Genomic DNA, 24,459 nt, shown 5'->3' with positions numbered 1-24,459 from the left:
ATGAAAATCATTGAAAAAAATACAGAGAGTTTTTCTCTGAAACAAATCTCTATCTGTTTTACTGAAATGAGCAGTCAAGAACAAGCTAAACTAGACAATCTTTTGTACCGTGTAAGATCAAAAATTATCGTAGATAACCATGATGTACTGGCTTTTTTAACGATTTATGAATTGGAAGATTTGATTAAGGCTTGGCCGACTTCTCAGGAAAAATTGGATTTGGAGCGTATTTTTAAACGTCATCAGATTATTTGGTCAGGTCAGAATTTTTCTTTTGATTTGACTTTGGATCCGATTGTTTATTCTATTGTCAATGTTACACCAGATTCATTTTACGATGGTGCAGAACAAAATCTTAACTTGGATTTTATCTTGCAGCGTGTAGAACAGGATTTACAAGAGGGAGCACAAGTCATTGAGCTTGGTGGAAAGTCATCTCGTCCAGGATACGCAGATATTTCTCCAGAAGAAGAATGGCAACGTCTCGCTCAGCCCTTACAGAGTATCCGTAAGTCATTTCCGGAAGCAGTTATTGCTATAGATACTGATGAAGCCTATGTTATGCAGCGTGTACTGGATGCAGGAGCAGATATTATTAATGACATTGATGGTTTTGATACACCTGAAAAACTACACCTGATGCAAGAATACCAGCCGGCTTTGGTTGCCATGAATAATGGTCGAGCGGGGATGAAATACGCAGATAACGTTTATCAAGAGCTGCCAGCATACTTTGCAGATAAACAAAAAGAATTAAACCAATTTGATATTGCTAATGCACAAATCTGTGTAGATCCAGGTGTCGGGTTTTCAGGCGGGGCAACAGGTGTCGACTCTTTACAGCGTGTAAAAACGACTGAACTATTGACCAGTCTAGGTTTGCCTGTGATGATTGCAATCTCTCGTAAATCTTTCATGTCCAATCTTCTAAATATGGAAGTAGACGAACGTCTGTTATCAACATTAATTCTTGAAAATCAAATGATGATGGATGGCGGACGTGTCCTCCGTGTACATGATGTCGCAGCAACACACCGTTTAATTGAGAATTTTAAAATATACCAAAAATACTAATGTATAATGATTTGATACGTGAACTTTCAGTTTTAGAAAGTTCTAAAAAACAAGAACAGGCAATTGATTTTTTAAGCAGCAGAAAAGGACTTAAAGGAAAGCAAAATCCTGATCTGCAATTATCCGCATCTGCGGTTGTTTTTAAAGGGAAGAAGATGTATTTTATCGAACATCCCTATCAAAAAGAACTTTTGCTTCCTGCTGGTCATGTTGAAGTGGGAGAAAAGCCAAGTGTAACAGCCGAGCGTGAGTTTCATGAAGAGACAGGCCTGACAGCTGTTGCACCGCGTCTTATAGACGTGAATCTTATTGATATTCCTTATAATGTGGTTAAAGATGAAAAAGCGCATCAGCATATCGATTTTCGTTATCTTCTTAAGCTTAAGGATGAGCCATCTGAGCTGGCAGAGTTGCCTGTTTTTTTGCTTTCAAAATCTGAGGCACCCGAGGAATTTAAAAAGTATTTTTTAGAAGGGAAGCAATCCTAAATATGACTATTGAAACAGCACTAGAGTGGATTCATTCTCGCCTTAAATTTAATATCCGCCCAGGATTGACTCGGATTGAAGCCTTACTTGAATTGCTTGGAAATCCTGAAAAAGAGTTGTCGATGCTCCACATTGCTGGGACAAATGGCAAGGGTTCAACAGTTGCTTTTACCAGAGGTATTCTGGAACAGTTAGGTTTGAATGTGGCTACCTTTACTAGTCCATTTATTTCATCTTTTGGTGAACGGATGTCGATTAATGGTCATCCAATACCAGATGAAAAACTTATCATGTATGTCGAGCAACTGAAACCGTTGGTAGAAGCAATGGATAAGAAAGAAAAGCTTGCTGGTATTACGGAATTTGAAATTATTACCGCGCTTGCTTTTCGCTACTTTGCAGATGAAAAAGTTGATGTTGCTTTGATTGAGGTTGGTTTAGGTGGACTTTTAGATAGTACAAATGTCATTCAACCTGTAGCGACAGCAATTACAACGATCGGCATGGATCATATGGATATCCTAGGGGATACAATAGAGAAAATAGCTGCCCAAAAGGCGGGAATCATTAAGCCACATACACCCTTGGTAACTGGAAAAATAGCGGCTGAAGCCTTAGCTGTTATTGCACAAACAGCTCAAAAAAATCAAGCACAGCATTACCAATATAGTATCGATTATCAGGTAGATATCCTTGAAAATGAGCGATTTAATTACAAGGATGATGAGATTCACTTGCTCAACTTAGAAAAATCCTTGCTTGGGCTTCATCAAATAGACAACGCAGCACTTGCTGTTAAACTTACCATGATTTACGCGCATAAAGTAGGATTATCACTTTCAGAAGAAGCAATCAGAGAGGGCTTAAGAAAAACGTTTTGGCCAGCGCGCATGGAAGAAATCAGCCAAGAACCTCTAACAATACTTGATGGGGCTCATAATGTACATGCCATGCAACGGCTTTTAGAAAACTTGAAAAATGAATTTTCAGGGCGTAAAATTACGATTCTTTTTTCAGCACTTGTTACAAAAGATATTACCGAGATGATTAAAATGCTACAGACCGTTGATAACTCCAAGCTTATCTTAACAACTTTTGATTATCCAAAAGCTTTAAAATTAGAAGACTTTGCGCACTTAGAGAAAGAAAACGTGATACTGACAGAGGACTGGAAGAGTACGTATACAGTATTAAAAGCAAATTTAAAAGAAGATGATGTACTTTTAATGACAGGATCTTTATATTTCATGTCTCAAATTAGAGCATACATCTTAGAGTTAGAGCAATAAGAATAAAAAATAAAGTCCGTGATGGACTGCAGGAGGAAGAAAACTGTGATCGTTTTAGCAGGAACAATAGGAGCTGGAAAATCAAGCTTAGCCAAGGCTTTAGGTCAGCATCTTGGAACGGAAGTATTTTATGAGGCGGTAGATAATAATCCTGTGCTTGATTTGTATTATCAAGACCCTAAAAAATATGCTTTCTTGTTGCAAATCTATTTTTTAAATAAGCGTTTTGAATCAATTAAAATGGCCTATGCTCAAGAAAATAATGTCCTTGACCGCTCTATTTTTGAAGACGAGCTTTTCTTAACTCTAAATTATAAAAATGGTAATGTCACTAAAACAGAATTAGAAATCTATCAGAACTTACTCAGTAATATGCTTGAAGAGATGGAAGGAATGCCTAAAAAACGGCCTGATTTACTTGTCTATATTGACGTAAGTTTTGAAACAATGCTTTCCCGAATCGCTCAACGTGGTCGTAGTTTCGAACAGATTGACGATCAGCCTGAATTAAAAGCTTATTACCATCAAGTGCATGAAGAATACCCAACTTGGTATGAAAATTATGATGTGTCGCCTAAAATACGTATTAACGGAGATACGCTTGACTTCGTTAATAATGCGGAAGATCTTGAAAAGGTACTTACTGAAGTCGATAAGGCACTCTTCAAATTACAATTAAAGTAAATCGTAAGATTTATTTTTTTTTTTTTTGAATAACCAACTATACCAATTAAACATTTATTATTCTTGACAAATGCAAAACATTGTATTATCATATTCTTATTGACGAAAAATAAAGAAAAAGCTAACTATACCAATTAGCTTATGGAGAAATTAATATGTGTGGTATCGTAGGAGTTGTCGGAAATCGTAATGCAACAGACATTCTAATACAGGGTCTTGAAAAACTTGAATACCGTGGTTATGATTCAGCAGGAATTTTTGTTGCTGATGGTGCAGGACAAGTAAATCTTGTAAAATCTGTAGGTCGCATTGCAGATTTAGAGGCAAAAATAGGTGATAACGTTATAGGGTCGACAGGTATTGGTCATACACGTTGGGCGACTCATGGTAAACCAACTGAAGATAACGCGCATCCCCATACTTCTACTTCAGGACGTTTCGTTCTAGTACATAATGGTGTAATTGAAAACTTCTCAGAAATCAGAGAAGAGTATCTCGCGAATGATACATTTAAAGGGCAAACAGATACAGAAGTTGCTGTGCACCTCATCGCTAAATTTGCAGAAGAAGGACTTTCTGTACTCGAAGCATTCAAAAAAGCACTCACTATTATTGAAGGTTCTTATGCTTTTGCTCTTATGGATGCTGAAGCTGCTGATGTAGTCTATGTTGCGAAAAACAAATCTCCTTTACTTATCGGCTTGGGTAACGGCTATAACATGGTATGTTCTGACGCCATGGCGATGATTCGTGAAACATCTGAGTTTATGGAAATTCATGATAAAGAACTCGTTATCTTAACTAAGGATAAGGCAGAAGTCATGGATTATGAAGGAAATAAGGTTGAGCGCCAAAGTTACACAGCAGAACTTGATCTTTCAGACATTGGTAAAGGAACATATCCTTACTATATGCTCAAAGAAATTGATGAGCAACCGACTGTAATGCGTAAATTGGTTTCAACTTACACGGATCAAGACGGTCAATTAACTGTTGATGCAGATATTGTTAAAGCTGTTCAAGCAGCAGATCGTATTTATATCATCGCGGCAGGGACATCGCTTCATGCAGGTTATGCTTCAAAACAAATCCTCGAAGAGCTGACAAATACACCTGTTGAACTTGGTGTGGCTTCTGAGTGGGGCTATGGTATGCCATTGTTGAGCAAAAAACCTTTGTTCATCTTCCTTTCACAATCAGGTGAAACAGCAGACAGCCGTCAAGTGTTGGTAAAAGTAAATGAACTGGGTCATTCAAGTTTAACGGTCACAAATGTCCCTGGCTCTACGTTATCACGTGAAGCAACATATACGATGCTCATTGGTGCTGGACCTGAAATTTCGGTTGCTTCAACAAAAGCTTATACTGGACAAATCGCAACACTCGCCTTCTTAGCAAAAGCTGTAGGTGATGCAGATCAAAATCCGAAGTCACTTGCTTTTGACTTAGTTAAAGAAATTTCACTCGTGGCTCAATCTATCGAAGCTACATTATCGGAGAAAGACGTGATTTCAGATGTTGTAGCCAAGCTTTTACCAGAAGCACGAAATGCCTTCTATATCGGTCGTAAACAAGATTATTTTGTTTCTATGGAAGCCAGCTTGAAATTAAAAGAAATTTCGTATATTCAATGTGAAGGTTTTGCTGCCGGGGAACTCAAACATGGTACCATTTCCTTGATTGAAAATGGTACGCCTGTTATTGCACTGATTTCAAATAATGAAGAAGTCGCAGCACATACACGTGGGAATGTTATGGAAACAGTAGCACGTGGGGCATCAGCAATTACGATTGTTGAAGAAGCAGTAGCACGTGAAGATGATGACATTGTTATCAACAATGTTCATCCCTATCTTTCAGCTATTTCTATGGTTGTGCCAACACAGCTTATCGCTTACTACGCAACTGTTCAACGTGGCTTGGATGTTGATAAACCACGTAACCTTGCCAAAGCAGTAACAGTCGAATAATGACGACATAAAAAGTGGATGTTTAACGTCCACTTTTTTATTTTTAAGAACAAGTGTGATACTAAAGTACTTTTTACGTATAAAATAACTAAGGAGGAAATCGTGTATCAGATTAAAGAGGAACAATATCCGATGAGACCTCGAGAGAGATTAATTCTTTTTGGTCCAGGAAAGTTGAGTGAACAGGAACTTTTAGCTATTTTACTGAGAACAGGAAGTAAAAAAGAAAACGTCATGGAACTTGCTGACCGGGTTTTGAATACCTTTAGTAGTTTAGAAGATTTTCGTCGCGCTTCTCTAGCAGAGTTGAAAGCAATTCCAGGTATCGGACCGATAAAAGCATTAGAAATTCGAGCTATGATTGAACTTGGTAAGCGAATCCATACAACCAAAAGAAAAAGATACGGACAAGTGATAGGTTCTCAGCAATTTGGATTGAGTTTAGCAGACGAAATGTCTGATTTTGAACAAGAAAATTTAGTTGCAATCTATCTAGATGCACAAAATAGTATCATTCAGAAAAAAACGATATTTATTGGTGCTGTGAACCATTCCATTGCTAATCCACGGGAAATTTTACATCATGCAGTAAGAAATTTAGCTGTTGGCATCATCATTGCGCACAATCATCCATCTGGACTCACTCAACCAAGTCACCAAGATAAGTTGTTTACCCAGAAGCTTAACCAAGCATGTGATTATTTAGGCATCCAACTTTTAGATCATATCATTACAGGTCAGGATTCTTATTTGAGTTTTAGAGAAGAGGGGTTATTGGAAAGATGAAGAGAAATGTGTGTGAAAAAAGACAAAAATGTGACGCATAAATAGTATTTAAAAATTCATGGTCAACCCACCATCCACTGTAATGTTTTGACCGGTTATATTTGAAGATAGATCAGAAGCTAAAAAAAGTGCAGTACCAGCGATGTCATTGGGAGTAGTAAGCCTTCCTGTTGGAGTATTAGAAATAATATCTTCCCGAATATCATTATGGGTTTCAATACTTGAAGCTGTCGGATAGGTTAGTCCTGGAGAAATAGCGTTCACTTGGATACCAAATGCGCCGAGTTCTTTAGCCATTGTCTTAGTCCAACCCTGTAAGGCTGCTTTAGCCACAATATAATCATGATAAGGAATGAGTGGTAAAGCAACGAGGTTGCTACTCATATTAATAATTCTCCCTGAAAACTGTTGTTTCATGCTAGGCACAACTAAATGAGATAAATTAACGGCAGCTTTCAGACCACCAGCCAACTGCGCTTGATAATCAGTCCAATCCGTTTCCCAGCTCATTTTCCTTGTTTTAGGATTAAACTTAAAAGATGTTAAGGCATTATTGACTAAAATATCAATTTTTCCAAGATTATTAAGGATTTCTTCTATCATTTTATCGACATTTTCTGGATTACGGATATCCGATTGGTAAGCAAGTGCTTTACCACCATCAGCTCTTATTTGTTTGACGAGTTCTTCAGCTGCAATGGAATTCTGTAAATAGTTGACAATAACAAATGCTCCCTCTTTTGCAAAACGTGAAGCAATGGTTGCTCCGATACCACGGCTACCTCCCGTGATTAAAGCAACTTTATTTTGGAGTAACACAAGAAATACCTCTATTCTATATCGGGATCAAATGAATCACAGTAAACTTCAGCACTGCGTTCCAAATCAGTAAAATGCACTAAATCAATCAAGTTGAAGCGGCCATCATGATGCCATGCTGGTAAAACATGATTCATCTGTCCAAGAGCGCATATACGATTAATGTTGAATTTACCCAGCATATCTGATAATTCAAATAGTCTTTTAGGCTCAACAGCTATTCCGACACTTTGTAAAAATGGCGCAAAAGGCTTGATAAATTTTGGAATGTTCGATAAGTCATCAATGGCAAATACATGAATGAAACGATTAAGTGGAGAAGCACTAAAACCAGGCCTTTTATGGAAGACAACAGTACCAGAGCTATTATTTTCATTTGGTAAAAGTAATGTATCGTTATGTTGAAGTGCGGCAAGTGCGGCAGTTTGTCTTGAACTTGCTATTGCTAAACTTTCTTCTTCTGACAAAGGTGCACGCGGTCGTTTTATCTCTTGATTTTCAAGATGGTAAGCGAGTGCCTGAGCGATTTCTTTTGGAGAAATTTGTCCTCCGTTTTCAATAAATACTGTTTGTGGTGCAAGGCAGGCTTGTTGATCATAAATTGTTATATCATCTACGAGGCGTTTAACAATATCTTGGTAATATTCGGGAGTTAGCGTCTCTCTTCCTATAACAGCAAAACCAACTTTGTGACCATAGCTTAAAAATTTTTTATGAGAAGGTACCTGTTGTCGAATAGCAGAAGCGGCTTTTTCACCACCATAAACAACGACAGTTTCAGAAGCAGCGATACTTGCACACTCAAGTTCTTCATTTCCACCTTTCCAGGGAAGAAGTACGATCGTATCAGCAAGCGTTGGGTCGATTTCAGCGATGGTTTTTACAAATAATACAGGGAATAGTGGTTCAGAGAAAGAAAGCTTTCCTAAGATGGAAGATTTTACCAAAAGTCCCATAACAATGGCCCAAATCTGGAGGCCAGGTATATTTCCTGAAAAAACAGTAAATAGGGTTTCAGGACCAAAAGCTTTGGTAAAGCCACCGGAAATTTGAGGATAAAAGTCGTCTAAGAGATTTCCATTGTTCCCAAACTCTGAACTGATAAAACGCAAAAGATTTTTTTTGAGGAATAACCGAATAAAAGTTTTGATTTCTAATTGGACCGTCTCCTGATCATAGCCAGTAATAATAGGAAGAGCTTTTTCTGCTATTTTGCGATAAGGGTATTCTGGAGTTGTCCATTTTTCTGCAGCGGTAGCGATAATATCAATAATTTCCGATGTTTTGAGCTTTTGTAGGTGTTCATTTCTCTTTGATTTGATTTCATCTGTATATTTTTCGATATCAGAGCTATCAAAAAGTGGATAACGAAGGACAACTTCTTGGTGATTTTTCTGGATTTTTTTCTCTTTGATTTCTTGTGGCACAAAGGAGCTGGGGAGATGGTAGGCTTCAAGTATTAGTGGTTTTATTTCATTCATTATGTTCTTCTTATATTATAGTGATTGTAAAAGTTCATCGAGAGCAACGGAACAACCTTTACTTTCTGATCCGTTTGCGCGACCTTGTAGTACAAAGCCTGTGTCATTTTGAATAGCAATGTCTTCTGTTAAAATAGCCATACAAGAATTCCAATTTGATAAGTCATAGAAAGCAAGAAGACCTCTCTCTCCTTTTTCAACAGGTTTCAATGTATCAAAACTTAAAACTTGTATCTTGACCCATGCTGGAGCTGCCTTACTATAGGAGATAGGTTGGTTCGAACTGGTATGAAGTATATTTTGGTCATAACATTGGGAACTTACTTCTGTCATGCCATACATATTGATAATTTGAGACCGCTTGATATGAAAAACTTCCTGAATTTGATTGTAAAATTTATCTTGGTTAATTTCCCTAGTCTTTCCTTTGAAGCCACCTGTGTCAAAAATAATACTTTTTTCTGACAAGAAAAATGTGAGCCGCTGTTCGGTGAGGTAATCAAGTAAATAGACAAATGAAAAAGAAGCACCAAGTAGCATTATTGATGTATTATTTTTTTCTGCACGTTGGATTTCCATTACGACTGAAGAATAATCTATACCGGCTTGATCAACAAAAATATGACTGTCAGCTGTTCCAAAAAAAGAGACTGCCTGACTGACATAACGCGATAATGACGAATGAGGGTTTGACTCAATCCCAGGAAATAAAGAAAGTATTTGAATGTTTTCACGATCAGGGAGGACATATTTTTTAAAGCCATACTTCATTGAACTGTCCCAAACTTCAAAATTTGGATGATAATTTTTACTTCTATTTTGGGGATCAGAAGTTCCACTTGAAGTAAAAATATCTTCAATATCATTAAGCCCTACAGTGGATAAATCAAAATTTTTAAAAGCCTGGATGGGTAAGGTTGGTATATCTTCCCAAGATGTGACAGTTAGTGGTGTTTTGGATTTTGATTGAGCATACTTTCTACAAGGGAAATTATGTTCGAATTGGTATGAGAATACTGCTAAAGCTAACGTATTGAAATCCTCTTCATAATTTTCATGAGCAGTAGTTGTGGCATATTTTTGAATGAATTTGAGAATATTATTTTGTAATTCGGTTTTATTTTGAGGCATGGTTTAACCTTTCTTCTAAGAATTTCGGAAAATTGATAAGTAAAAGCTGTAAAGTAACAGAAGTAAGAGCGCCAATGAGGATTCCGTTGGAGAGTAGGATAGCTAAAGGCCCTGACCAGTTTGATGAGAAGCTAGGGAGACCAATTGCTAAAATAATAGGTAATCCCATAACAAGATTATTTCGAGGATTATCCTCTACTTGCCGAAGAATACTTAAGCCTGCAGAAATTAGAGTGGCTGCAGCTGGCAAGAATAATCCACCAATGACAGAAGAAGGAGTTAAGGCCAAGAGAGCACCTATCTTAGGGATGAATCCTAAAATGATAAAAAATACTCCAGCAATCATGATTGGGACATGAGAAAATGACGACGTCATACTGAGAACCCCTAGATTTTGGGCAAAACCTGTAGTTGGAAAGCCACCAAATAAAGAAGAACTTATAGAGCCCAGCGCTTCGCCAACAATTCCGTTTCGAATACGTGAAGCTTCAATATTTTCACCAAGTAAATTGCCAGCTGTTTCATAAACACTAATGGATTCAACGACGGCAACAAGATAGGCAATGAAAAAGGCAATAAAAACTGACCAGTTAAAATGGAGTTGACCGTAAGGAAGAAAATGAGGTAAACCAAACCATGCCTGTGTTTTTACACCTGAAAAATCTATACTTCCGGTTAAATAGGCAGTTATATCCCCAGCAATTAAGGCAAATAGAAAAGAAAATCGTTTCCAAATACCTTTGCCAAATAAAGAAAAAAGAAGAACTGTCGCACATGTAATAAGCGCAAGTCCTATATTATGAGGACTAGCAAAGTCATGAGTACCAGGTGTTCCTCCGAAAAACTCTGATAAGGTAAAATTAATCAAGGAGAGGCCGACAATAAAAATCAAAACACCTTTAACGGCTGGGCTTAAGAATTTCACGAGTTTGGTGATTAAATCAGTAACAGAAAGTAAAAGAACAATGAATGAACTGAGTAAAATGGAAGTACCTGCTGCAGATAGCTGTCCTGTCTTTGCAGCACTAATCATCAAGGCATCAAAAGAAGCGGAAGGACCTTGAATAACAGGAAGTTTGATAAGACGAGTGACCTGTAAAAGAGTGACCAAGCCCGAGACAATAAAAATAGTGTTGACAAGGTTTGAAGAGTAGGCTAGGGAAAGCCCTCCTGCTGTTGCTACATATATAGGGTCTAACCAAACATTGGAGACAAAGACATGCTGCAGTGCGATAAGACTATATTCAGCTGTTTTATGGGGCTTGGGTTTGTTCATTGGAATAATTCCTCCTAGAAAATAAAAAATGTCCTTTTGCAAAGTGCAAAAAGACATACTAAAATAGCGTTTATGATAACGAATTAGATGTCACTTTCCTCCGCTGGTACTAACCAGATCAGGTACAAAGGGTAATTCTCAGCCATAAAGGCACCCCTAGTGATCTATAATGTAATATTAATATTGTAAAGTAAATTTATCAAAATACAAGATATTTGTCAAAAATTATTGTATATATTATCTCAAGCTATTTCAAATATTTGTTTAAGAATGTGGATGTACGCTCTTGGTATTCTTGAGGGTTTACGATGTAAGACTGTGCATGTTGAGCTTTAGGTACAATCCATAATTCTTTAGGAGAATGAGCAGCTTTGAAATTTTCAGTCGCCATTTTTGTTGGGACAAACTTATCTTCAGCCCCGTGGATGATAAAGATAGGGAGAGTGGATCGTCTTAAAGCTTTAGTAGCATCAGCCTCAAAAAAGTTATAGTGTGCGCGTACTTGTACAAGAAATTGAGTTGTATAAACGAGTGGGAATTTTGGCAAGTGGAACATCTCTTTCAGTTGGTATGCGAGTTCAGCAGAAATACTGCTGTATCCACAGTCCTCAATAACTGCTTTGACTTGGGAAGGAAGCTTTTCGCCAGCAGTAAACATGACTGTTGCGCCTCCCATGCTTACACCGAACAAAGCAATTTGGCTGTCTTGACCTGTATACTCAATAACCTTATTAATCCATTTGACATAATCTAAACGGTCCGGCCACCCAAAACCGATATAATTTCCATCAGATGTCCCCGCACCACGATCGTCGGGTGCTAAGACATTATAACCGAGGTCATGGTACATTTGCATATAACGTGCCATATCTTCTTTTTTTCCCATATAACCATGAGCAATAATAATGGTTTTTTTAGTTTTAGTTTGTGCAGGAATATAGTAAGCATTGAGCTTTAAGTCATCTGTGGCTGAGATTTCATGCCATTCTTGCTTTTGAGTAGAATTCAACCATTGGCTGGCTTTAATATTTAGAGGGTTGTTTTGTCCATTATGTGGTACAAAGCTCTTGTTTCCGGGTACGAATGCGAAATCATACATGTAAAATGTTGTCACCACTGTCATTATTGTCAGAATAATTAAAAAAATTATTGTCAATATTGTAATTTTTTTCTTCATAGGAGCTCCTTTTTAACCAAAACTATTATAACATTTAAAAAAGTGGTATAGACAATCTAATGTGAAATGTTTAAAATCTTGAAATATGAACATTTTGTTGCTACATGTATCGTAGAGTGAACGAAAAATATGTTAGACTATATTTTGTAATTTTCTTTTGTGTTAATTTTTAAAATACAAAAACAATAAAATATAATTCCACCGGGAATAACGCTCAAGCGTTTTAAGCATTTCATTAGGTCTAAGAAGAAATGCTTGAATCACTTGATTTTTTTTTGAGGAGAATAAATGAGTTATAGCAAGTATGGTGAATCTTTTAGAACGCTGAGAAAGCAGCATAAAAAGACTTTAGAGTATTTTGAAAGTCTCGGAATTTCAAAAGGTACATTGTCACAATTTGAAAATGGAAAAACTTTATTATCCTTTGACAAATTAGATATGGCACTTCAAAAGATGAATGTGACAATGACATCATATATTTTGATGATTAATAACACAGAATCAGAGTATTTTATCATACAATTTAAAGAGATAGAGAATGCTTTTGTCACAAGAGACAAAGAAAAACTTAAGCAAATTTACCATGACAATGTGTATTATGAAATTGAAGAAGACTATTTTATTGCTTTAGCTGCTAAAGCATGTTATGAAGAGCTAACGCTTGAAGAAAAAACACAACTTGAAACATTTTTTAATAATTGCGAGATGTGGAGTCGGTATGAGCTAAATCTACTGATTAATACGATGCCACAGCTTGATCAAACTTTGGTTTATTCTATTATTAGTCAGTTAAGGCAAAAAAAATATGATTATTTACGTGTTAGAAGAGAATACAGACCTCTTTTTGCTCGGGTTCTTGCAAAGGGCGCTCTACAATTAATTGCCCAAGGAGAACAAAATGAAGCAAAAGGTTTAATCAAGTATTTAAAAGAGTTACCTTCAACTCTTGAGGTTACAGAAAAGGTTATGGGAATGTATCTAGAAGGCTGTTGGATTTATAAATTTGAAGATACACAGATGGGCAATAAGATTGTTCGACGTTCTTTGCGTATTCTTTTAGATATTGAAGCCACTGATTTAAAAAATATGTTGGAATTTTATTATAAGAAGATGATTAATGGTAAAGCAAAAGGTTATCTATTAATCAAGTAACTTTAGAATGGTTTAAATATACTATTAACAAGTAATAAAAATAAAATCAAAATTATGATAAATGTTTATAGAAAAACAAAATCTGATCGACGTGTCCTTATAGTTATAGATTGGCTTGAAAGTCATCATATACCATATAAAATAATTTCAAGTTCTGACTTGTCAATGCAAAATATTAAACAAATGCTCTCTCTTTCAGAAAATGGTTTTGATGATATTCTTGTTTCAAGACTTGGAATATCGTCTCAGAAACAACAGCTGAGTTGCAGTAAATTTGAAGAAGTTCCAATGCAAAGCTTTATTCAACAAATACTACAATCACCAGGAAGTATTAAAGAGCCAATATTGTTTGATGAAACAAAAATAATGATAGGCTATAATAGTAACGAAATTAGAAAATTTATCCCCAAAAGTCATCGTAGAGTAGATAGAGGAGATTTTTCTTTTCTGGTGTGATTTGGGAATGCTAAACAAAATAAATAGAGAAAAAGCCAGTGAATAGTCGCTGGTTTTTGTGCATACGCGTCATAAAAATATGATGAAACTCTGAAAACGCTATATAGAATGTTTTTTCTGATTTGTCTGAATTTTGTTTTAAAGTCTTATAAATATCGAAATTGGCAATCGGTTTAAGATATATTAATAAGACTAATAAAATGCGGTGTTTAGATTCCTAAACAAAGCCGTTTCCCCATTGAGTTTTGCAAAAATAGGCGGTATAATACAACCGATTAAGTTATATTAAAGAATTTACCAATTTAATTAACTTGAGAACTATACATCTAAAAAGAGGTAAAAATGAAAAATTCTTACAAACACAAAATTATTGTTGGCTTGGCCCTAACAACATTAGCTGGAACAAGTGCCCTGAGTTTGTCTGCTCCTGCATTTTTGAACACTGTTGCAGTTGCTCATGCGGATTCGTCAGCAATTGCAGATAACACATCAGCTCGCTCAATCACTTTGACAAAATATGCCATCCAAAGTGAAGGACAACTCGGAGCCCCTGGTGATGGTACAGCATGGAATAATCCTGATAACTTGGCAACTTTGAAAAATGTAAAATTCAAACTTGTTCGTGTTAAACCCTTGGAAGGTGGCCAACCTTTAGTTGATGCAGCGACTGCAGTTGCAGGTACTGACTACGAAATCGATTCAACTTTTGATGCACTGGAAGAAACAACTGATGAAAATGGTCAAATTACATTTGATTTAGGGACTGGTAAAACAAATGATGGCATCTATATGTTAGTCGAAGAAGATTCAACTGGTGTGATCAATAATACGACAGGTGAAGCTACAACAATTAAATATAAAGCTATCCCAGCTTTCATTTATGTACCAATGACAAATCGTGTTTCACAGTCTGACTTGATTTATGATGTTAATGTTTATCCTAAAAATGAAGAAGATACACCTCTTAACCCCGTTAAAACGATTGATGGACAGAATGGTGAATCACTTGTTGCGGGTCAAACCTACCAGTGGGAAGCTGCATTTGATATCAATCCTGGTGATTTTTTCTATATTGCCACAGAAGATAGCTTTATTGAAGGTTTAGATCCTAATGCAGATTACACTGGACCTGATTCAACTGGTGGTCATGTTCATAAAGGCGATAAAGTTTATATGGATTATTTGACAGTTACTGATGACTTGGATCCTAATCAAGATCTTCTCTCAGTAGAAATGCAAGTTAAAAATAAAGAGGGTGAATGGGTAACACTTGAGCAAGGTACAGATTATACCTTCAAAGAAGGCGCCAATGAAATGAAACCAGCAGGTAAAAATACCGTTCAATTAACTAAAGATGGTATGGAAAAAGTTGGAAATATGACTGGTGCAACACAAATGCGCGTGGTTTATAAAGCCCAAGTTAAAGAAGGCTGGGATGGGAAAATTGAGAACAGTTTCTCTGTGGATAAAAGATCCCCAGGTTTGAAACCAGACCATGATGTGAATCCGGACAAACCAAAATACTTTGACGGTGGTTTAGATATCCATAAAGTCGATGAAAAAGGTGCAAATCTATCAGGCGCTGAATTCTATATCGCTACCTCAGAAGAAAATGCACGTGCTGGAATATTCTTAGCATCAGATGGTCAATCTTATGCAGAAGGAAAATTACCTGAGGGTGTACACTTCTTAACAACAACGTCAGATGATCAAGGTCATGCGGGATTTGATGGTTTACCATTGACATGGTACAACGATGTCAATGGCAACGGAAAGCAAGATATGGATGGTACAGAACCAACATTTGCTGATGCAGATATCCAACGTGATTACTGGGTTGTTGAAACAAAAGCACCAACAGGTTATGAATTGGTTAAAGATCCAATCAAAGTAACTGTTAACTTAGACACAGAAGCAGATGCTACTTGGGAAGCAACTGTTGAAAACAAAAAACAATCAGATCTTCCATTTACTGGTGCGAAAGGCACAACATTGATGGTAAGTATCGCGATGGGTGCAATTGCTCTTGGTACAGCAGCAGTTGTGATCGACAAAAAACGTCGTCAAGCATAATTAGATTCAGGTAATAGGCGGATAGAGAATACTCTAGCCGTCTGATTGCTTATTAATCACCAAGAAATAATAGAGAATTTTTACTAAAAAAATGAAAATTCTATTGTTTTTTGAATGATGGAAGAGGACAAAAAATGAATCTTAAAAGAAAACGTATGAAAAAAATGATGATGGGGCTGGCTACGTTTGCATTAGTGTTTAATAGTTTTGCTCCTGTCTTTGCGGAAACGATAGATGATTCTGTTCCTGTGGACCCAGTGAGAGAAACAAATTTTTTCCCTAAGATAACGACACCTAGAATAGATGTGAATCCTACTGATCCCTTCACTTACGTCAATGATGACACGGGTATTTATCCCACCCATCATACGCAGAGTTATACCAACAATAATAATTCAGACAATATTCAAAACTTTGATTTCAGTAAAGAAAACAGTGAAGTAACACCAACTGAAAATGTTTTAGGCACTGGATCAATGGATTTTGAAAATGGTTATCATTCTTATAATGACGCTTATGTTAAAAAAATCGTTATACCAACAGATGACCCCAATAACTTCAAAATTCAATTGGATGTTATTGGTAAAGCCTTGAAGGAAACACAGCCTGTCGATGTAGCTTTGGTTTTGGATAAATCTTCTTCGATGAATAAGCAGATGACTTCAGGGTGGAATAGCCCAACCAGATGGAATGTATTACAAGACGCTGTTTCTGACTTTTCTAACCAATTGCTAAACCCCAGTAACAATGGAATGATACACTTGGGTCTAGCAAATTTTGGATCAGATGGAGGAACAGACTGGTTGGGGAACCTATATACGGATGATTTGTTTGCAAATATTGCAACATTTTCAAACGGAACAGGTTTTACAGATAATGCTAATGAATACATGAGTAAGTCATTAATAAAAAATGAGCCTGGAGTTAATTCAGGTACACCAACATTTTTAGGACTGGACGCAGGTTACCAAATGCTGACAGATGCTAAATATGGAGCTAGATCAGATGCTCAAAAGGTCATTATTGTCTTAACTGACGGTGTACCTACATACAGCCCTAATCTGAATTCATACAATGATGGACTTAATTCTAGTAGTGTTGAGATGAAGCCAGACAGTAGAGGTTTTGATGCTTACCAAATGACTTCAAATTCAGATTGGAATGGGAACGGTTCAGAAGGTCAAGGCCATTTAAATCAAATTATTGATCAAAATCACAATTATATTTTAAATAGAAGCTCTCAATTCTCAGACATAATAAAATATTCTATAGGTTTTGCAACAGGTTCGAATGCTTTGGAAATTTTAAGAGCATTGGGACCAGACGGCTACTACTCTGCCGCAAATGAAGAAGACCTAATCGATGCTTTGAATCAATTGAAAAATCGATTGTCAAACTCCATTCAAAATGGTATCGTAACCGACCCGATGAGTGAATTTGTCACTTACCAAGGAAGTCCAGAGCTTTCTGCATTGAAGGTGGAAAATGGTGCTCTAACCGAAATCAAACAGGGCGCTGCGAATTTCCCAGCATATGCATCTGAGGTGCAAGTTGTACCAGAAAATAACCAAGTTACTCTAAACTCGTTAAACTTTGGTGGAACGGAGACAGAAAAAGACGGTATTCGTTTGACTTATAATGTCGAGTTAAAAGAAGAGTATCGTGATGGAAAATTCTATCCAGCCAATGCGGCAACGTATTTACTTAATCAAAAAACGCCTGAAGGAAATGTGGACTACTTTGCTGTTCCTTCAGTGAAGAATTTGTCTAAACCTAAACCTTTAAATCCCCCTGTAAAATATGTTAGTGACTCTGATGAATCGCTTGTGGATTCGGACACATTGACGGATATCCATGAAAAATATCTTTATACTTTAGAGGGTCAATTTTTAGAGCTTCCTACCTATGATGAAAGTAAGGTGCTCAAGGATTGGCAATTAACCGACAGTACACCTGCTGGTATTACTTTTGATGCTATTTCATCGATTAAAGCTTACGCTTGGGATGGCAGCACTAAAGGTGAAGATCTTACAGCCAGTTTCGACTATAGCATGGTTAATGGTGTATTAACAATTAAAGCTAAACCAGAGTTACTCAAAGATCCTAAAATGTACGAAGAAATTCATAAAGTACGTTTTGAAATAGGTGCACGAGTAACTGATGAAAGCAAAGTAGAACGTGACGAAAATGGTAAAGTTCATATCGTGAACAATACAAAACAGTCCGGTCATTATTACGACGATACAACTTTTGATGATCCAAGTAATGATGTTGTGACTACTGTGGACAAGGACACAGAGAATGCCTTGAAAGTTTCTAAAGAAGTGGATAAGAATCTAACAGAAAACGGAACTGTTGATCCAGTAGACACAACAAAAAGTCGTCTTCAACCGATCACTTACACAATTAATGCGGCAAATACAAGTGCCACATCAAGTATGGATAAGGTTCGTATTTTAGATGTTTTACCTTTCAATAAAGATGAGCGACAAACAAGTTTCAATGCTCAAGGTACAGCTCATGTCCTTTCAGCACAATTGGTTGATGCGAACGGTGACGCTGTTAAAGGAGCACGTCTTTATTACAAGGATCCAAGTCAAGCAGAAACAAATACTAAATTAGATCCAAATAGTTTACCACAAAGTGCGACAGATTTAGCCGCTAAGGGCTGGTTAGCTTATGATGGCTCAGATGCCTCTGTCTTGGAAAAAACATCTGCAATTTTGGTGGATGTAGACAATATCCCTGCCAATACAACTTATGCTTTGAAAATTACAGTAGAACATAAAGACAACGTTGGCGCAGACTTAATCAATAATGCAACAGTGAATTCGATTGTCAATCAAGAGCAAACAACAAACAATGTTGAAACGAAGATTTATGGTCGTGAATTGTCAGGATATGTTTGGTATGACGATAACTATGACGGTTTGAAAGACGATGCAGAAGTACCTGTTAAAGATATAGCTGTTAAGCTTTACCGTACAAGCTTGGAAAATCCAAACTATAAAGACCAACTGGTAACTGAAAATGTCAAAGGTGAAAAATTCATCGATGACAAAGGGAATTCTTTAGTCAAAACTGATGATAAAGGATTCTATATTTTCAATAACTTATCTGAAGGACATTATATCGCTGAATTTGAAATCAACGGTAAACTGCAAACAAAAGAATACCAAGTCACTAAGTTCATGGCGGATTCGTCTAACTCAGATGCAAAGAATTCAAAAGTTAAAGCAGAAGAAGACCGTATCACGGCTCAAAATCCGGTTAAAGGTTCTGACTGGAATGACGTTGGAGCAACACTTAAAGATCTCGATACAGTGATTAAGCCAAAAGATGGTTTGCAAGAATTACCTTACAATAACTTGGGCCTTAATCGCTCAGCGCACTTAGATATCTTTAAAACGAATATTTTAGGTAATGGACTTGCCGGTGCTAAATTTGCCATTTATCGTGGCGATTTACAAGAAATCCCAGCAGATGGAGAACAAAATGCTGACTTTATTGGTACCTATGAAACGGATAAGACAGGTAATCTGAATGTTGATCAAAACCTTTTTGCAGGTTACGATGCCAATCATAATCCAATCTCTCAAACCTATACTGTTTTTGAAATTAAAGCACCAGATGGCTATGAGTTGTTGAAAAATCCTGTTACATTTACAGTAAGTGAAGGCGACCAAACAATCAACCTTAAAATCAAAGATGATGCTGAGTCAATCTTACCTTTCACAGGTGGAAAAGCGGGCATTGGCCTCTTGATTGCGCTTAGTCTTGTTGTTCTAGGAATGATTGGCCTTGGTGGCGGGCTCATTTACCGTCGTACAAAAAATAATAAGGAGGCAGCTTAAATTGAAAAAATATATTTTTACTCTAATAGCTGCTTTGTTGGCTCTCTTATACTTTAGCTTTGGTCAAAATGTTGCAGCACAAGAAGACACAGGGAGCTACGGTATTCACATTATCAAATATAACTTGAATGATAGTCAAGAAAGTCAGTTAACTCATGACGGGACGCCAGTAACAAGTGGCACAGAAGATCTTCAACGTCTTGCAGGCGTACAATATACGATTACACGCATGACTAAAACTGAAATGAACACTTATGTGACCGCTCAAGGTGCTGATGCTTTTAGTCAAACTGTTACAACAAATGCTCAAGGCGAAGCCGAATTAACAGGTCTTCCTCGTGGTGTGTACCAAGTCACAGAATCAAAAAGTGAGCAAGTCCCTACACCAATGTCTCCTGTTTTGGTTTCCCTCCCTATGCAAAATGCAAATGGTTTGATTAATGAAGTCTATATTTATCCAAAATCAAGTATGGTTTTGCCAGATACACCGCAAATTCCTGATACCAATGTGCCAGATAAGCTCCCTGATACAAGCGGTAATATTGGATCCTATCAAATTATTATCACGATGATAAGCGTGATTGTACTTGTGGGATTCAGTGGACTTTGGTGGACGAAAAAAGCACACGAATAAGTGTGACAACTCAATAACCCTTGGAAAATTAAGATTGAAGTAGAATGCAAACAGGATTGTATGCAGAACTTCAATCTTATATTTTTTCAAAAATAAATAAATCTTTGAAGAAAAATTGGAGAAAAAATTGATTAAAAAACAAAGAAATAAACGGAATATGACTGTCTCATCAAGTCAAAAAAGGCGAAGAGTTTCTCCCCTCCTTGTTTTTGCCTTCCTATTGATTTTTATTGGTATTGGAATTCTTATCTACCCAATCATTGGTAATTACATGGCTAACCAACAAAGGTCTGTCGCAACCAGTAGTTACAATGATAGTCTGAAAAAGATGAGTCAAAAAGAACGAGACGAGCAGTGGGCTTTAGCTGAAAAATACAACCAATATATCTTTGACCGTCAAGAAGGAAAAGTTGGTCATCCAGTAGATTACAGTAAAGTTATCTCTAACGGCAATCCTCCAGTAATGGGGACGATTGACATTCCCGCTATCGATGTCAATAATCTTCCCTTTTATCACGGGACTTCTTATGGAACTCTAGATAAAGGCGTGGGGCATTTTGAATCGTCTTCTGTGCCGATTGGGGGAAAGAATACGCGGGCTGTACTTAGTGGACACAGTGGATTAGAAAACCAAGTTCTTTTTACAGATATCAAAAATCTGAAAGAAGGAGATATCTTCTTTATTAATATATTAGGTAAAAAACTCGCCTATGAAATTGATTCTTTTCAGGAAGTTCTTCCGAGTGAAGTAGACAAGGTGAAAATCGTTCCTGGTGAAGATCGCGTGACACTTTTAACTTGTACTCCACCAGGAATTAATACTTATCGCCTACTTGTAAATGGGAAACGTATTCCATATAAAGAAGCTATGTCTAAAAAGACGAGCAAGCGTAATATTTGGACCTATCAAACTGTTGTGATGGGGTCACTAGGACTTTGTTTCCTCTTGTTTGTTATCCTCTTTTTGCTTTATCGTATCTTCTTGAAACAGTCACGCAAGAAGGACCCAGAAATTTCGGCACGGGCCATGAAACGTATTCGCCGTTTGATAATGGTGACACGTGGTATGTTTGTCGTGATGCTTGTGATTATGATTTCTATTTTAGGTTTTGCTATTTACGGCTATTTCCGTATGCAGACACAATCTGCTTTGCCTAATATTAACGTGGGGAAGCAACACGAATTGTCCGCTTATAATCCAGATAAGATACTCAAAGCTGATTATGATGAAAGCAAAATTGCCAGCGTAAATGTTACTAATTTTGCGGAAAGTAGGAAAAATCTCCAACATACTGTCAATGATAACGGGATAGGAAAGCTTTATATTCCAAAAGAAGAAGTGAACTTGCCCATATTGGCCGGGATAAGTCAAACAAATTTGATGACCGGCGCTTCCACTTATAGACAAGGACAAAAATTAGGAAAAGGCAATTACGTCCTCTTGGCCCACAATATTTATAATGTCAATACAAATCAAAATGTCGATGTTCTTTTCAATCGCATCAGCAATCTCGTCAAGGGTGATAAAGTCTACGCGACTGATTTTCAGAATGTGTACGAGTATCAAGTGACTAAAAATGAAGTCATAAAGGACACGCAAGTCGATGTGGTGAATAGTGAAGTTAAAGGAACACCAATCCTAACACTCATCCGTTGTGAGGGAAATGTAGGGACAGTATACCGCCGTCTAGTTCAAGGGCGTTTAACAAAAACAAGCCCTTTAAATGCTAAGAGTAGTAAGACAATGAATTTAAGTATGACAGGCAATGTTTCCGGAGATAACTTGATAAAAACAAGCCCTATCTCTCCTTTTGAACAGCTTTCTATGGATCTAGCGGCACATATTATTTCGGATCCAATGCAAGTGATGATTCCCTTCTTTTTACTTTTGGTATTACCTATTTTATTTCTTAATTTTATTTAATCTCCAAATGATAAATGTAATAGTAACGAGGTGTGGCGCATATTAAAAATTTATTATAGAAGCAAGTGTAAATCCAGTCAAAAGGCTTTCATGTGGTTCGAACGTTATGGTATTGATTTTGAAAAGCAAAACATAAGTCAAATAACTATAGATGATTTGTTAAAAATTTTATCGCTAACGACAGAGGGCATGAATGAACTATTCAAAAATCCAGAAAGAATCAACCATAAAAATGAAGAAGAATTAGAAAAAGTAGCAGACATGAAGTTAAAAAGTGCACTTTACTATCTCAAAATGAATACTTCACTTTTTAAGACGCCTATTATTCTGGATGAAAATAATTACCTGATTGGCTATAATTCTGATGAAATACGGCGTTTTTTTCCAAGAGAATATCGTAAATTTTTATCTGACTTATGATATTTAAAAAAGACGAAATGATTAAAAAATAAAAAAGCATGGTTTTCAATCATGCTTTTTTATATGTTTATTTGATGTCCTTATTTGACATAAAGAATAAGAGGGTTTGAAGCTCTTTCGTTAAGTCAATCGACTGAACAACGACATCTTCAGGAACTTGTAAGCGCAAAGGTAAAAAATTGAGGATACCTTTAATGCCTGCTTTCACTAGAATGTCTGCGACTTCTTGAGCATTCTCTTTATTTACAGAAATAATTGCTGTTTTGATTTTAGAATCTTTAATATTTTTAGAGAAGTCAGCGATGTCGTAGATAGGAACGCCTGTAGAAGTTGTTGTACCAACGAGAGGGTTTTCTGGAACATCATAAGCTTGGGTTACACGCATTTTATTACGGTTTTGGAATTCATAATTGATAAGGGCACGTCCAAGGTTACCGACTCCTACGAGTGCGATATGTGTTTCTTGATCTTGTCCGAGTAATTCTCCAAAGAAATCACGCAAAGCGCGTGTTTCATAACCATAGCCTCGACGTCCCAGCTCACCAAAGAGTGAAAAATCGCGACGAATCGTCGCCGCATCCACACCAATTTTTTCCGAAATAAGTTGTGAGTTTGTGCGTGTTACTTGTTCATCAACTAAAAGTTTGAACAAGCGATAATATTGAGGCAAACGTTTTGCAGTTGCCTTGGGTAGTTGTTTATTAACTTGGGAGCCAGCCATGTTATCTCCTTTACATAGTCTTTGTGAATATTTTACCTTTTTTAAGGGGAGGTTGTCAAACAATTCTTTCCGGAATTATGCGGTTGAAGAAAGTTTGTGAAAAAAATGGAGAAAAATTAACAAAGAAAAAAGAGAAAAATTATCTTTTCACTTCAATTTATTTTTTCATTTAGTTCATCGAGTAAGCGAATTAATTCTTTCAAGTCTGAATTGAGCAGTGTACTTCTTAAATAAGCATATTGAACATGAAAAATTTGCTTATCTTCAGGTATTAGTGGTATCTTTATAAGACTATCCATATCGGCAAAAGGAAGAAAATCGGTCATCAAGGTTATGCCAACATTTGAGTTGACCAGTTGGCCAATAGTATGGATATCAGAAAAATTAAAGAGTACTTTTGCTTTTTTCTTGTATTTTTCATTTAAATTTTGGAAAGCTTCCATATGCACAAAGCTTTCATCAAGCAGGATAAACGGATAATCCAATGCTTCTTTAAATGAAATTTCTTGACGTGAGGCAAGTGGGTTATCTTTAGAGACAAAGATATAAAATTCGCGTTGATAAAGTAGCTTCACAAAAAGGTTGGGGTGCATCAGGGGAGCAATGCTGCCAATAAGGCTAAAATCGATTGTACCGGAGATAAGTTTGGCCAGAAGTTCCTCCGAGCCACCCGATACTAAATCAAATTTCGATAAAAAGCTAATCGCATTCTTATCGTTTAAGAGTTGAGCCAGGATTTTTGCTCGAATGATAGGAGGAAAACCAATATGATTTTGATGATTTTTAGAATGCTCGATGGCTCTTTGCGTCAGTGCCAACTCTTCTAAAATACTTTCGATATGAATCTTCAATATTTTTCCTTCATCTGTCAGGACAACTGTCCTGTGAGAAGGATCTTTGTATATTAAGTTACAGTTATAATATTGTTCCAATCTCTTTACAGCATAGGTAATTGTCGGCTGACTTACCCCAAAATGATTAGAAACAGCAGTAAAAGACAACAAGTCTCCTAAGGCATTAAAGTACTCGAAATCATGCAAGTTCATTAGT

20 protein-coding genes and 1 riboswitch are annotated in these 24,459 nt (G+C 36.6%); of the genes, 13 read left to right on the top strand and 7 right to left on the bottom strand.

Annotation, left to right across the window (positions count from 1 at the left end):
• From folP to radC, 6 genes are all read left to right on the top strand, one after another.
• Entirely contained in the window at nt 1-1,074 is a 1,074-nt protein-coding gene (gene folP / locus VNN39_RS08795; protein WP_338997500.1) for a dihydropteroate synthase, read from the top strand.
• Nucleotides 1,074-1,562, top strand: a complete 489-nt coding sequence (locus VNN39_RS08790; RefSeq protein ID WP_338997498.1) for an NUDIX domain-containing protein — start codon at nt 1,074-1,076, stop codon at nt 1,560-1,562. Before folP ends, VNN39_RS08790 begins: the two co-directional genes overlap by 1 nt.
• 2 nt (nt 1,563-1,564) lie before the next feature.
• The gene (locus VNN39_RS08785) at nt 1,565-2,851 is read left to right on the top strand and encodes a folylpolyglutamate synthase/dihydrofolate synthase family protein (protein ID WP_338997496.1); all 1,287 of its coding nucleotides are present in this window, start codon (nt 1,565-1,567) and stop codon (nt 2,849-2,851) included.
• A gap of 45 nt (nt 2,852-2,896) precedes the next feature.
• The gene (locus tag VNN39_RS08780; RefSeq protein WP_338997494.1) at nt 2,897-3,535 is read left to right on the top strand and encodes a deoxynucleoside kinase; all 639 of its coding nucleotides are present in this window, start codon (nt 2,897-2,899) and stop codon (nt 3,533-3,535) included.
• Nucleotides 3,536-3,690: 155 nt separating this feature from the next.
• Complete coding sequence (gene glmS / locus VNN39_RS08775; protein ID WP_339007064.1) at nt 3,691-5,505, top strand: glutamine--fructose-6-phosphate transaminase (isomerizing); 1,815 nt, start codon at nt 3,691-3,693, stop codon at nt 5,503-5,505.
• A 102-nt stretch (nt 5,506-5,607) separates the two neighbouring features.
• Nucleotides 5,608-6,291, top strand: a complete 684-nt coding sequence (radC, locus tag VNN39_RS08770; RefSeq protein ID WP_338997490.1) for a RadC family protein — start codon at nt 5,608-5,610, stop codon at nt 6,289-6,291.
• 48 nt (nt 6,292-6,339) lie between these two features.
• Here the strand turns inward: radC and VNN39_RS08765 are convergent, their stop codons facing one another.
• The 5 genes from VNN39_RS08765 to VNN39_RS08745 all read right to left on the bottom strand — a co-directional run bounded on the left by VNN39_RS08765 (nt 6,340) and on the right by VNN39_RS08745 (nt 12,175).
• Nucleotides 6,340-7,110: an SDR family oxidoreductase gene (locus tag VNN39_RS08765; RefSeq protein WP_339007062.1), complete on the bottom strand. Its 771-nt coding sequence runs from the start codon at nt 7,108-7,110 to the stop codon at nt 6,340-6,342.
• Nucleotides 7,111-7,121: 11 nt separating this feature from the next.
• Nucleotides 7,122-8,591 (bottom strand): acyl-CoA reductase, encoded by a 1,470-nt coding sequence (locus tag VNN39_RS08760; RefSeq protein WP_339007060.1) that lies wholly within the window; start codon nt 8,589-8,591, stop codon nt 7,122-7,124.
• A 15-nt stretch (nt 8,592-8,606) separates the two neighbouring features.
• Nucleotides 8,607-9,722: an acyl-CoA synthetase gene (locus VNN39_RS08755; protein ID WP_338997486.1), complete on the bottom strand. Its 1,116-nt coding sequence runs from the start codon at nt 9,720-9,722 to the stop codon at nt 8,607-8,609.
• Nucleotides 9,709-10,998, bottom strand: a complete 1,290-nt coding sequence (locus VNN39_RS08750) for a uracil-xanthine permease family protein (RefSeq protein WP_338997484.1) — start codon at nt 10,996-10,998, stop codon at nt 9,709-9,711. Before VNN39_RS08750 ends, VNN39_RS08755 begins: the two co-directional genes overlap by 14 nt.
• Nucleotides 10,999-11,076: 78 nt before the next feature.
• Nucleotides 11,077-11,166, bottom strand: a riboswitch (TPP riboswitch).
• A gap of 79 nt (nt 11,167-11,245) precedes the next feature.
• Nucleotides 11,246-12,175 carry an alpha/beta hydrolase gene (locus VNN39_RS08745; protein ID WP_270231868.1) on the bottom strand — a complete coding sequence of 310 codons (930 nt, stop codon included), beginning with the start codon at nt 12,173-12,175 and terminating at the stop codon, nt 11,246-11,248.
• Between the two features lie 288 nt (nt 12,176-12,463).
• On the opposite strand from VNN39_RS08745, the gene VNN39_RS08740 reads away from it, so the two are divergent.
• From VNN39_RS08740 to VNN39_RS08710, 7 genes are all read left to right on the top strand, one after another.
• Nucleotides 12,464-13,327, top strand: a complete 864-nt coding sequence (locus tag VNN39_RS08740; RefSeq protein WP_338997482.1) for an Rgg/GadR/MutR family transcriptional regulator — start codon at nt 12,464-12,466, stop codon at nt 13,325-13,327.
• 54 nt (nt 13,328-13,381) lie between these two features.
• A complete protein-coding gene (locus VNN39_RS08735) occupies nt 13,382-13,783 on the top strand; it encodes an ArsC/Spx/MgsR family protein (protein ID WP_338997480.1) in 402 nt (133 codons plus the stop codon).
• A gap of 342 nt (nt 13,784-14,125) precedes the next feature.
• A complete protein-coding gene (locus VNN39_RS08730) occupies nt 14,126-15,856 on the top strand; it encodes a SpaH/EbpB family LPXTG-anchored major pilin (protein ID WP_338997478.1) in 1,731 nt (576 codons plus the stop codon).
• 134 nt (nt 15,857-15,990) lie between these two features.
• Complete coding sequence (locus VNN39_RS08725; protein ID WP_339007057.1) at nt 15,991-19,710, top strand: SpaA isopeptide-forming pilin-related protein; 3,720 nt, start codon at nt 15,991-15,993, stop codon at nt 19,708-19,710.
• Nucleotide 19,711: 1 nt separating this feature from the next.
• Nucleotides 19,712-20,344 (top strand): pilin N-terminal domain-containing protein, encoded by a 633-nt coding sequence (locus VNN39_RS08720; protein WP_338997474.1) that lies wholly within the window; start codon nt 19,712-19,714, stop codon nt 20,342-20,344.
• Nucleotides 20,345-20,471: 127 nt separating this feature from the next.
• On the top strand, nt 20,472-22,268 hold the full coding sequence (locus VNN39_RS08715) for a class C sortase (RefSeq protein ID WP_338997472.1): 1,797 nt from the start codon (nt 20,472-20,474) through the stop codon (nt 22,266-22,268).
• Nucleotides 22,269-22,298: 30 nt separating this feature from the next.
• Complete coding sequence (locus tag VNN39_RS08710) at nt 22,299-22,688, top strand: ArsC/Spx/MgsR family protein (protein WP_333558934.1); 390 nt, start codon at nt 22,299-22,301, stop codon at nt 22,686-22,688.
• A gap of 67 nt (nt 22,689-22,755) precedes the next feature.
• Here VNN39_RS08710 and VNN39_RS08705 read toward each other — a convergent pair whose 3' ends face one another.
• The gene (locus tag VNN39_RS08705) at nt 22,756-23,409 is read right to left on the bottom strand and encodes a redox-sensing transcriptional repressor Rex (RefSeq protein ID WP_339007055.1); all 654 of its coding nucleotides are present in this window, start codon (nt 23,407-23,409) and stop codon (nt 22,756-22,758) included.
• A gap of 152 nt (nt 23,410-23,561) precedes the next feature.
• Nucleotides 23,562-24,455 (bottom strand): LysR family transcriptional regulator, encoded by an 894-nt coding sequence (locus VNN39_RS08700; RefSeq protein WP_165714171.1) that lies wholly within the window; start codon nt 24,453-24,455, stop codon nt 23,562-23,564.
• Nucleotides 24,456-24,459 lie beyond the last annotated feature (4 nt).

Origin of the sequence: Lactococcus formosensis (genome assembly GCF_037892375.1) — a bacterium.
GTDB lineage: Bacteria > Bacillota > Bacilli > Lactobacillales > Streptococcaceae > Lactococcus > Lactococcus formosensis.
Note: the sequence above shows the minus strand (reverse complement) of the source record. Positions and strands in the feature narration are given on the sequence as shown.

Excerpts from the sequence above, each read along its gene's own strand:
- VNN39_RS08750 (WP_338997484.1), bottom strand. The coding sequence starts at position 10,998 with ATGAACAAACCCAAGCCCCATAAAACAGCTGAATATAGTCTTATCGCA.
- VNN39_RS08760 (WP_339007060.1), bottom strand. The coding sequence starts at position 8,591 with ATGAATGAAATAAAACCACTAATACTTGAAGCCTACCATCTCCCCAGC.
- VNN39_RS08785 (WP_338997496.1), top strand. The coding sequence starts at position 1,565 with ATGACTATTGAAACAGCACTAGAGTGGATTCATTCTCGCCTTAAATTT.
- VNN39_RS08700 (WP_165714171.1), bottom strand. The coding sequence starts at position 24,455 with ATGAACTTGCATGATTTCGAGTACTTTAATGCCTTAGGAGACTTGTTG.
- glmS (WP_339007064.1), top strand. The coding sequence starts at position 3,691 with ATGTGTGGTATCGTAGGAGTTGTCGGAAATCGTAATGCAACAGACATT.
- VNN39_RS08735 (WP_338997480.1), top strand. The coding sequence starts at position 13,382 with ATGATAAATGTTTATAGAAAAACAAAATCTGATCGACGTGTCCTTATA.
- VNN39_RS08705 (WP_339007055.1), bottom strand. The coding sequence starts at position 23,409 with ATGGCTGGCTCCCAAGTTAATAAACAACTACCCAAGGCAACTGCAAAA.
- VNN39_RS08745 (WP_270231868.1), bottom strand. The coding sequence starts at position 12,175 with ATGAAGAAAAAAATTACAATATTGACAATAATTTTTTTAATTATTCTG.
- VNN39_RS08740 (WP_338997482.1), top strand. The coding sequence starts at position 12,464 with ATGAGTTATAGCAAGTATGGTGAATCTTTTAGAACGCTGAGAAAGCAG.
- VNN39_RS08790 (WP_338997498.1), top strand. The coding sequence starts at position 1,074 with ATGTATAATGATTTGATACGTGAACTTTCAGTTTTAGAAAGTTCTAAA.
- VNN39_RS08725 (WP_339007057.1), top strand. The coding sequence starts at position 15,991 with ATGAATCTTAAAAGAAAACGTATGAAAAAAATGATGATGGGGCTGGCT.
- folP (WP_338997500.1), top strand. The coding sequence starts at position 1 with ATGAAAATCATTGAAAAAAATACAGAGAGTTTTTCTCTGAAACAAATC.
- VNN39_RS08755 (WP_338997486.1), bottom strand. The coding sequence starts at position 9,722 with ATGCCTCAAAATAAAACCGAATTACAAAATAATATTCTCAAATTCATT.
- VNN39_RS08730 (WP_338997478.1), top strand. The coding sequence starts at position 14,126 with ATGAAAAATTCTTACAAACACAAAATTATTGTTGGCTTGGCCCTAACA.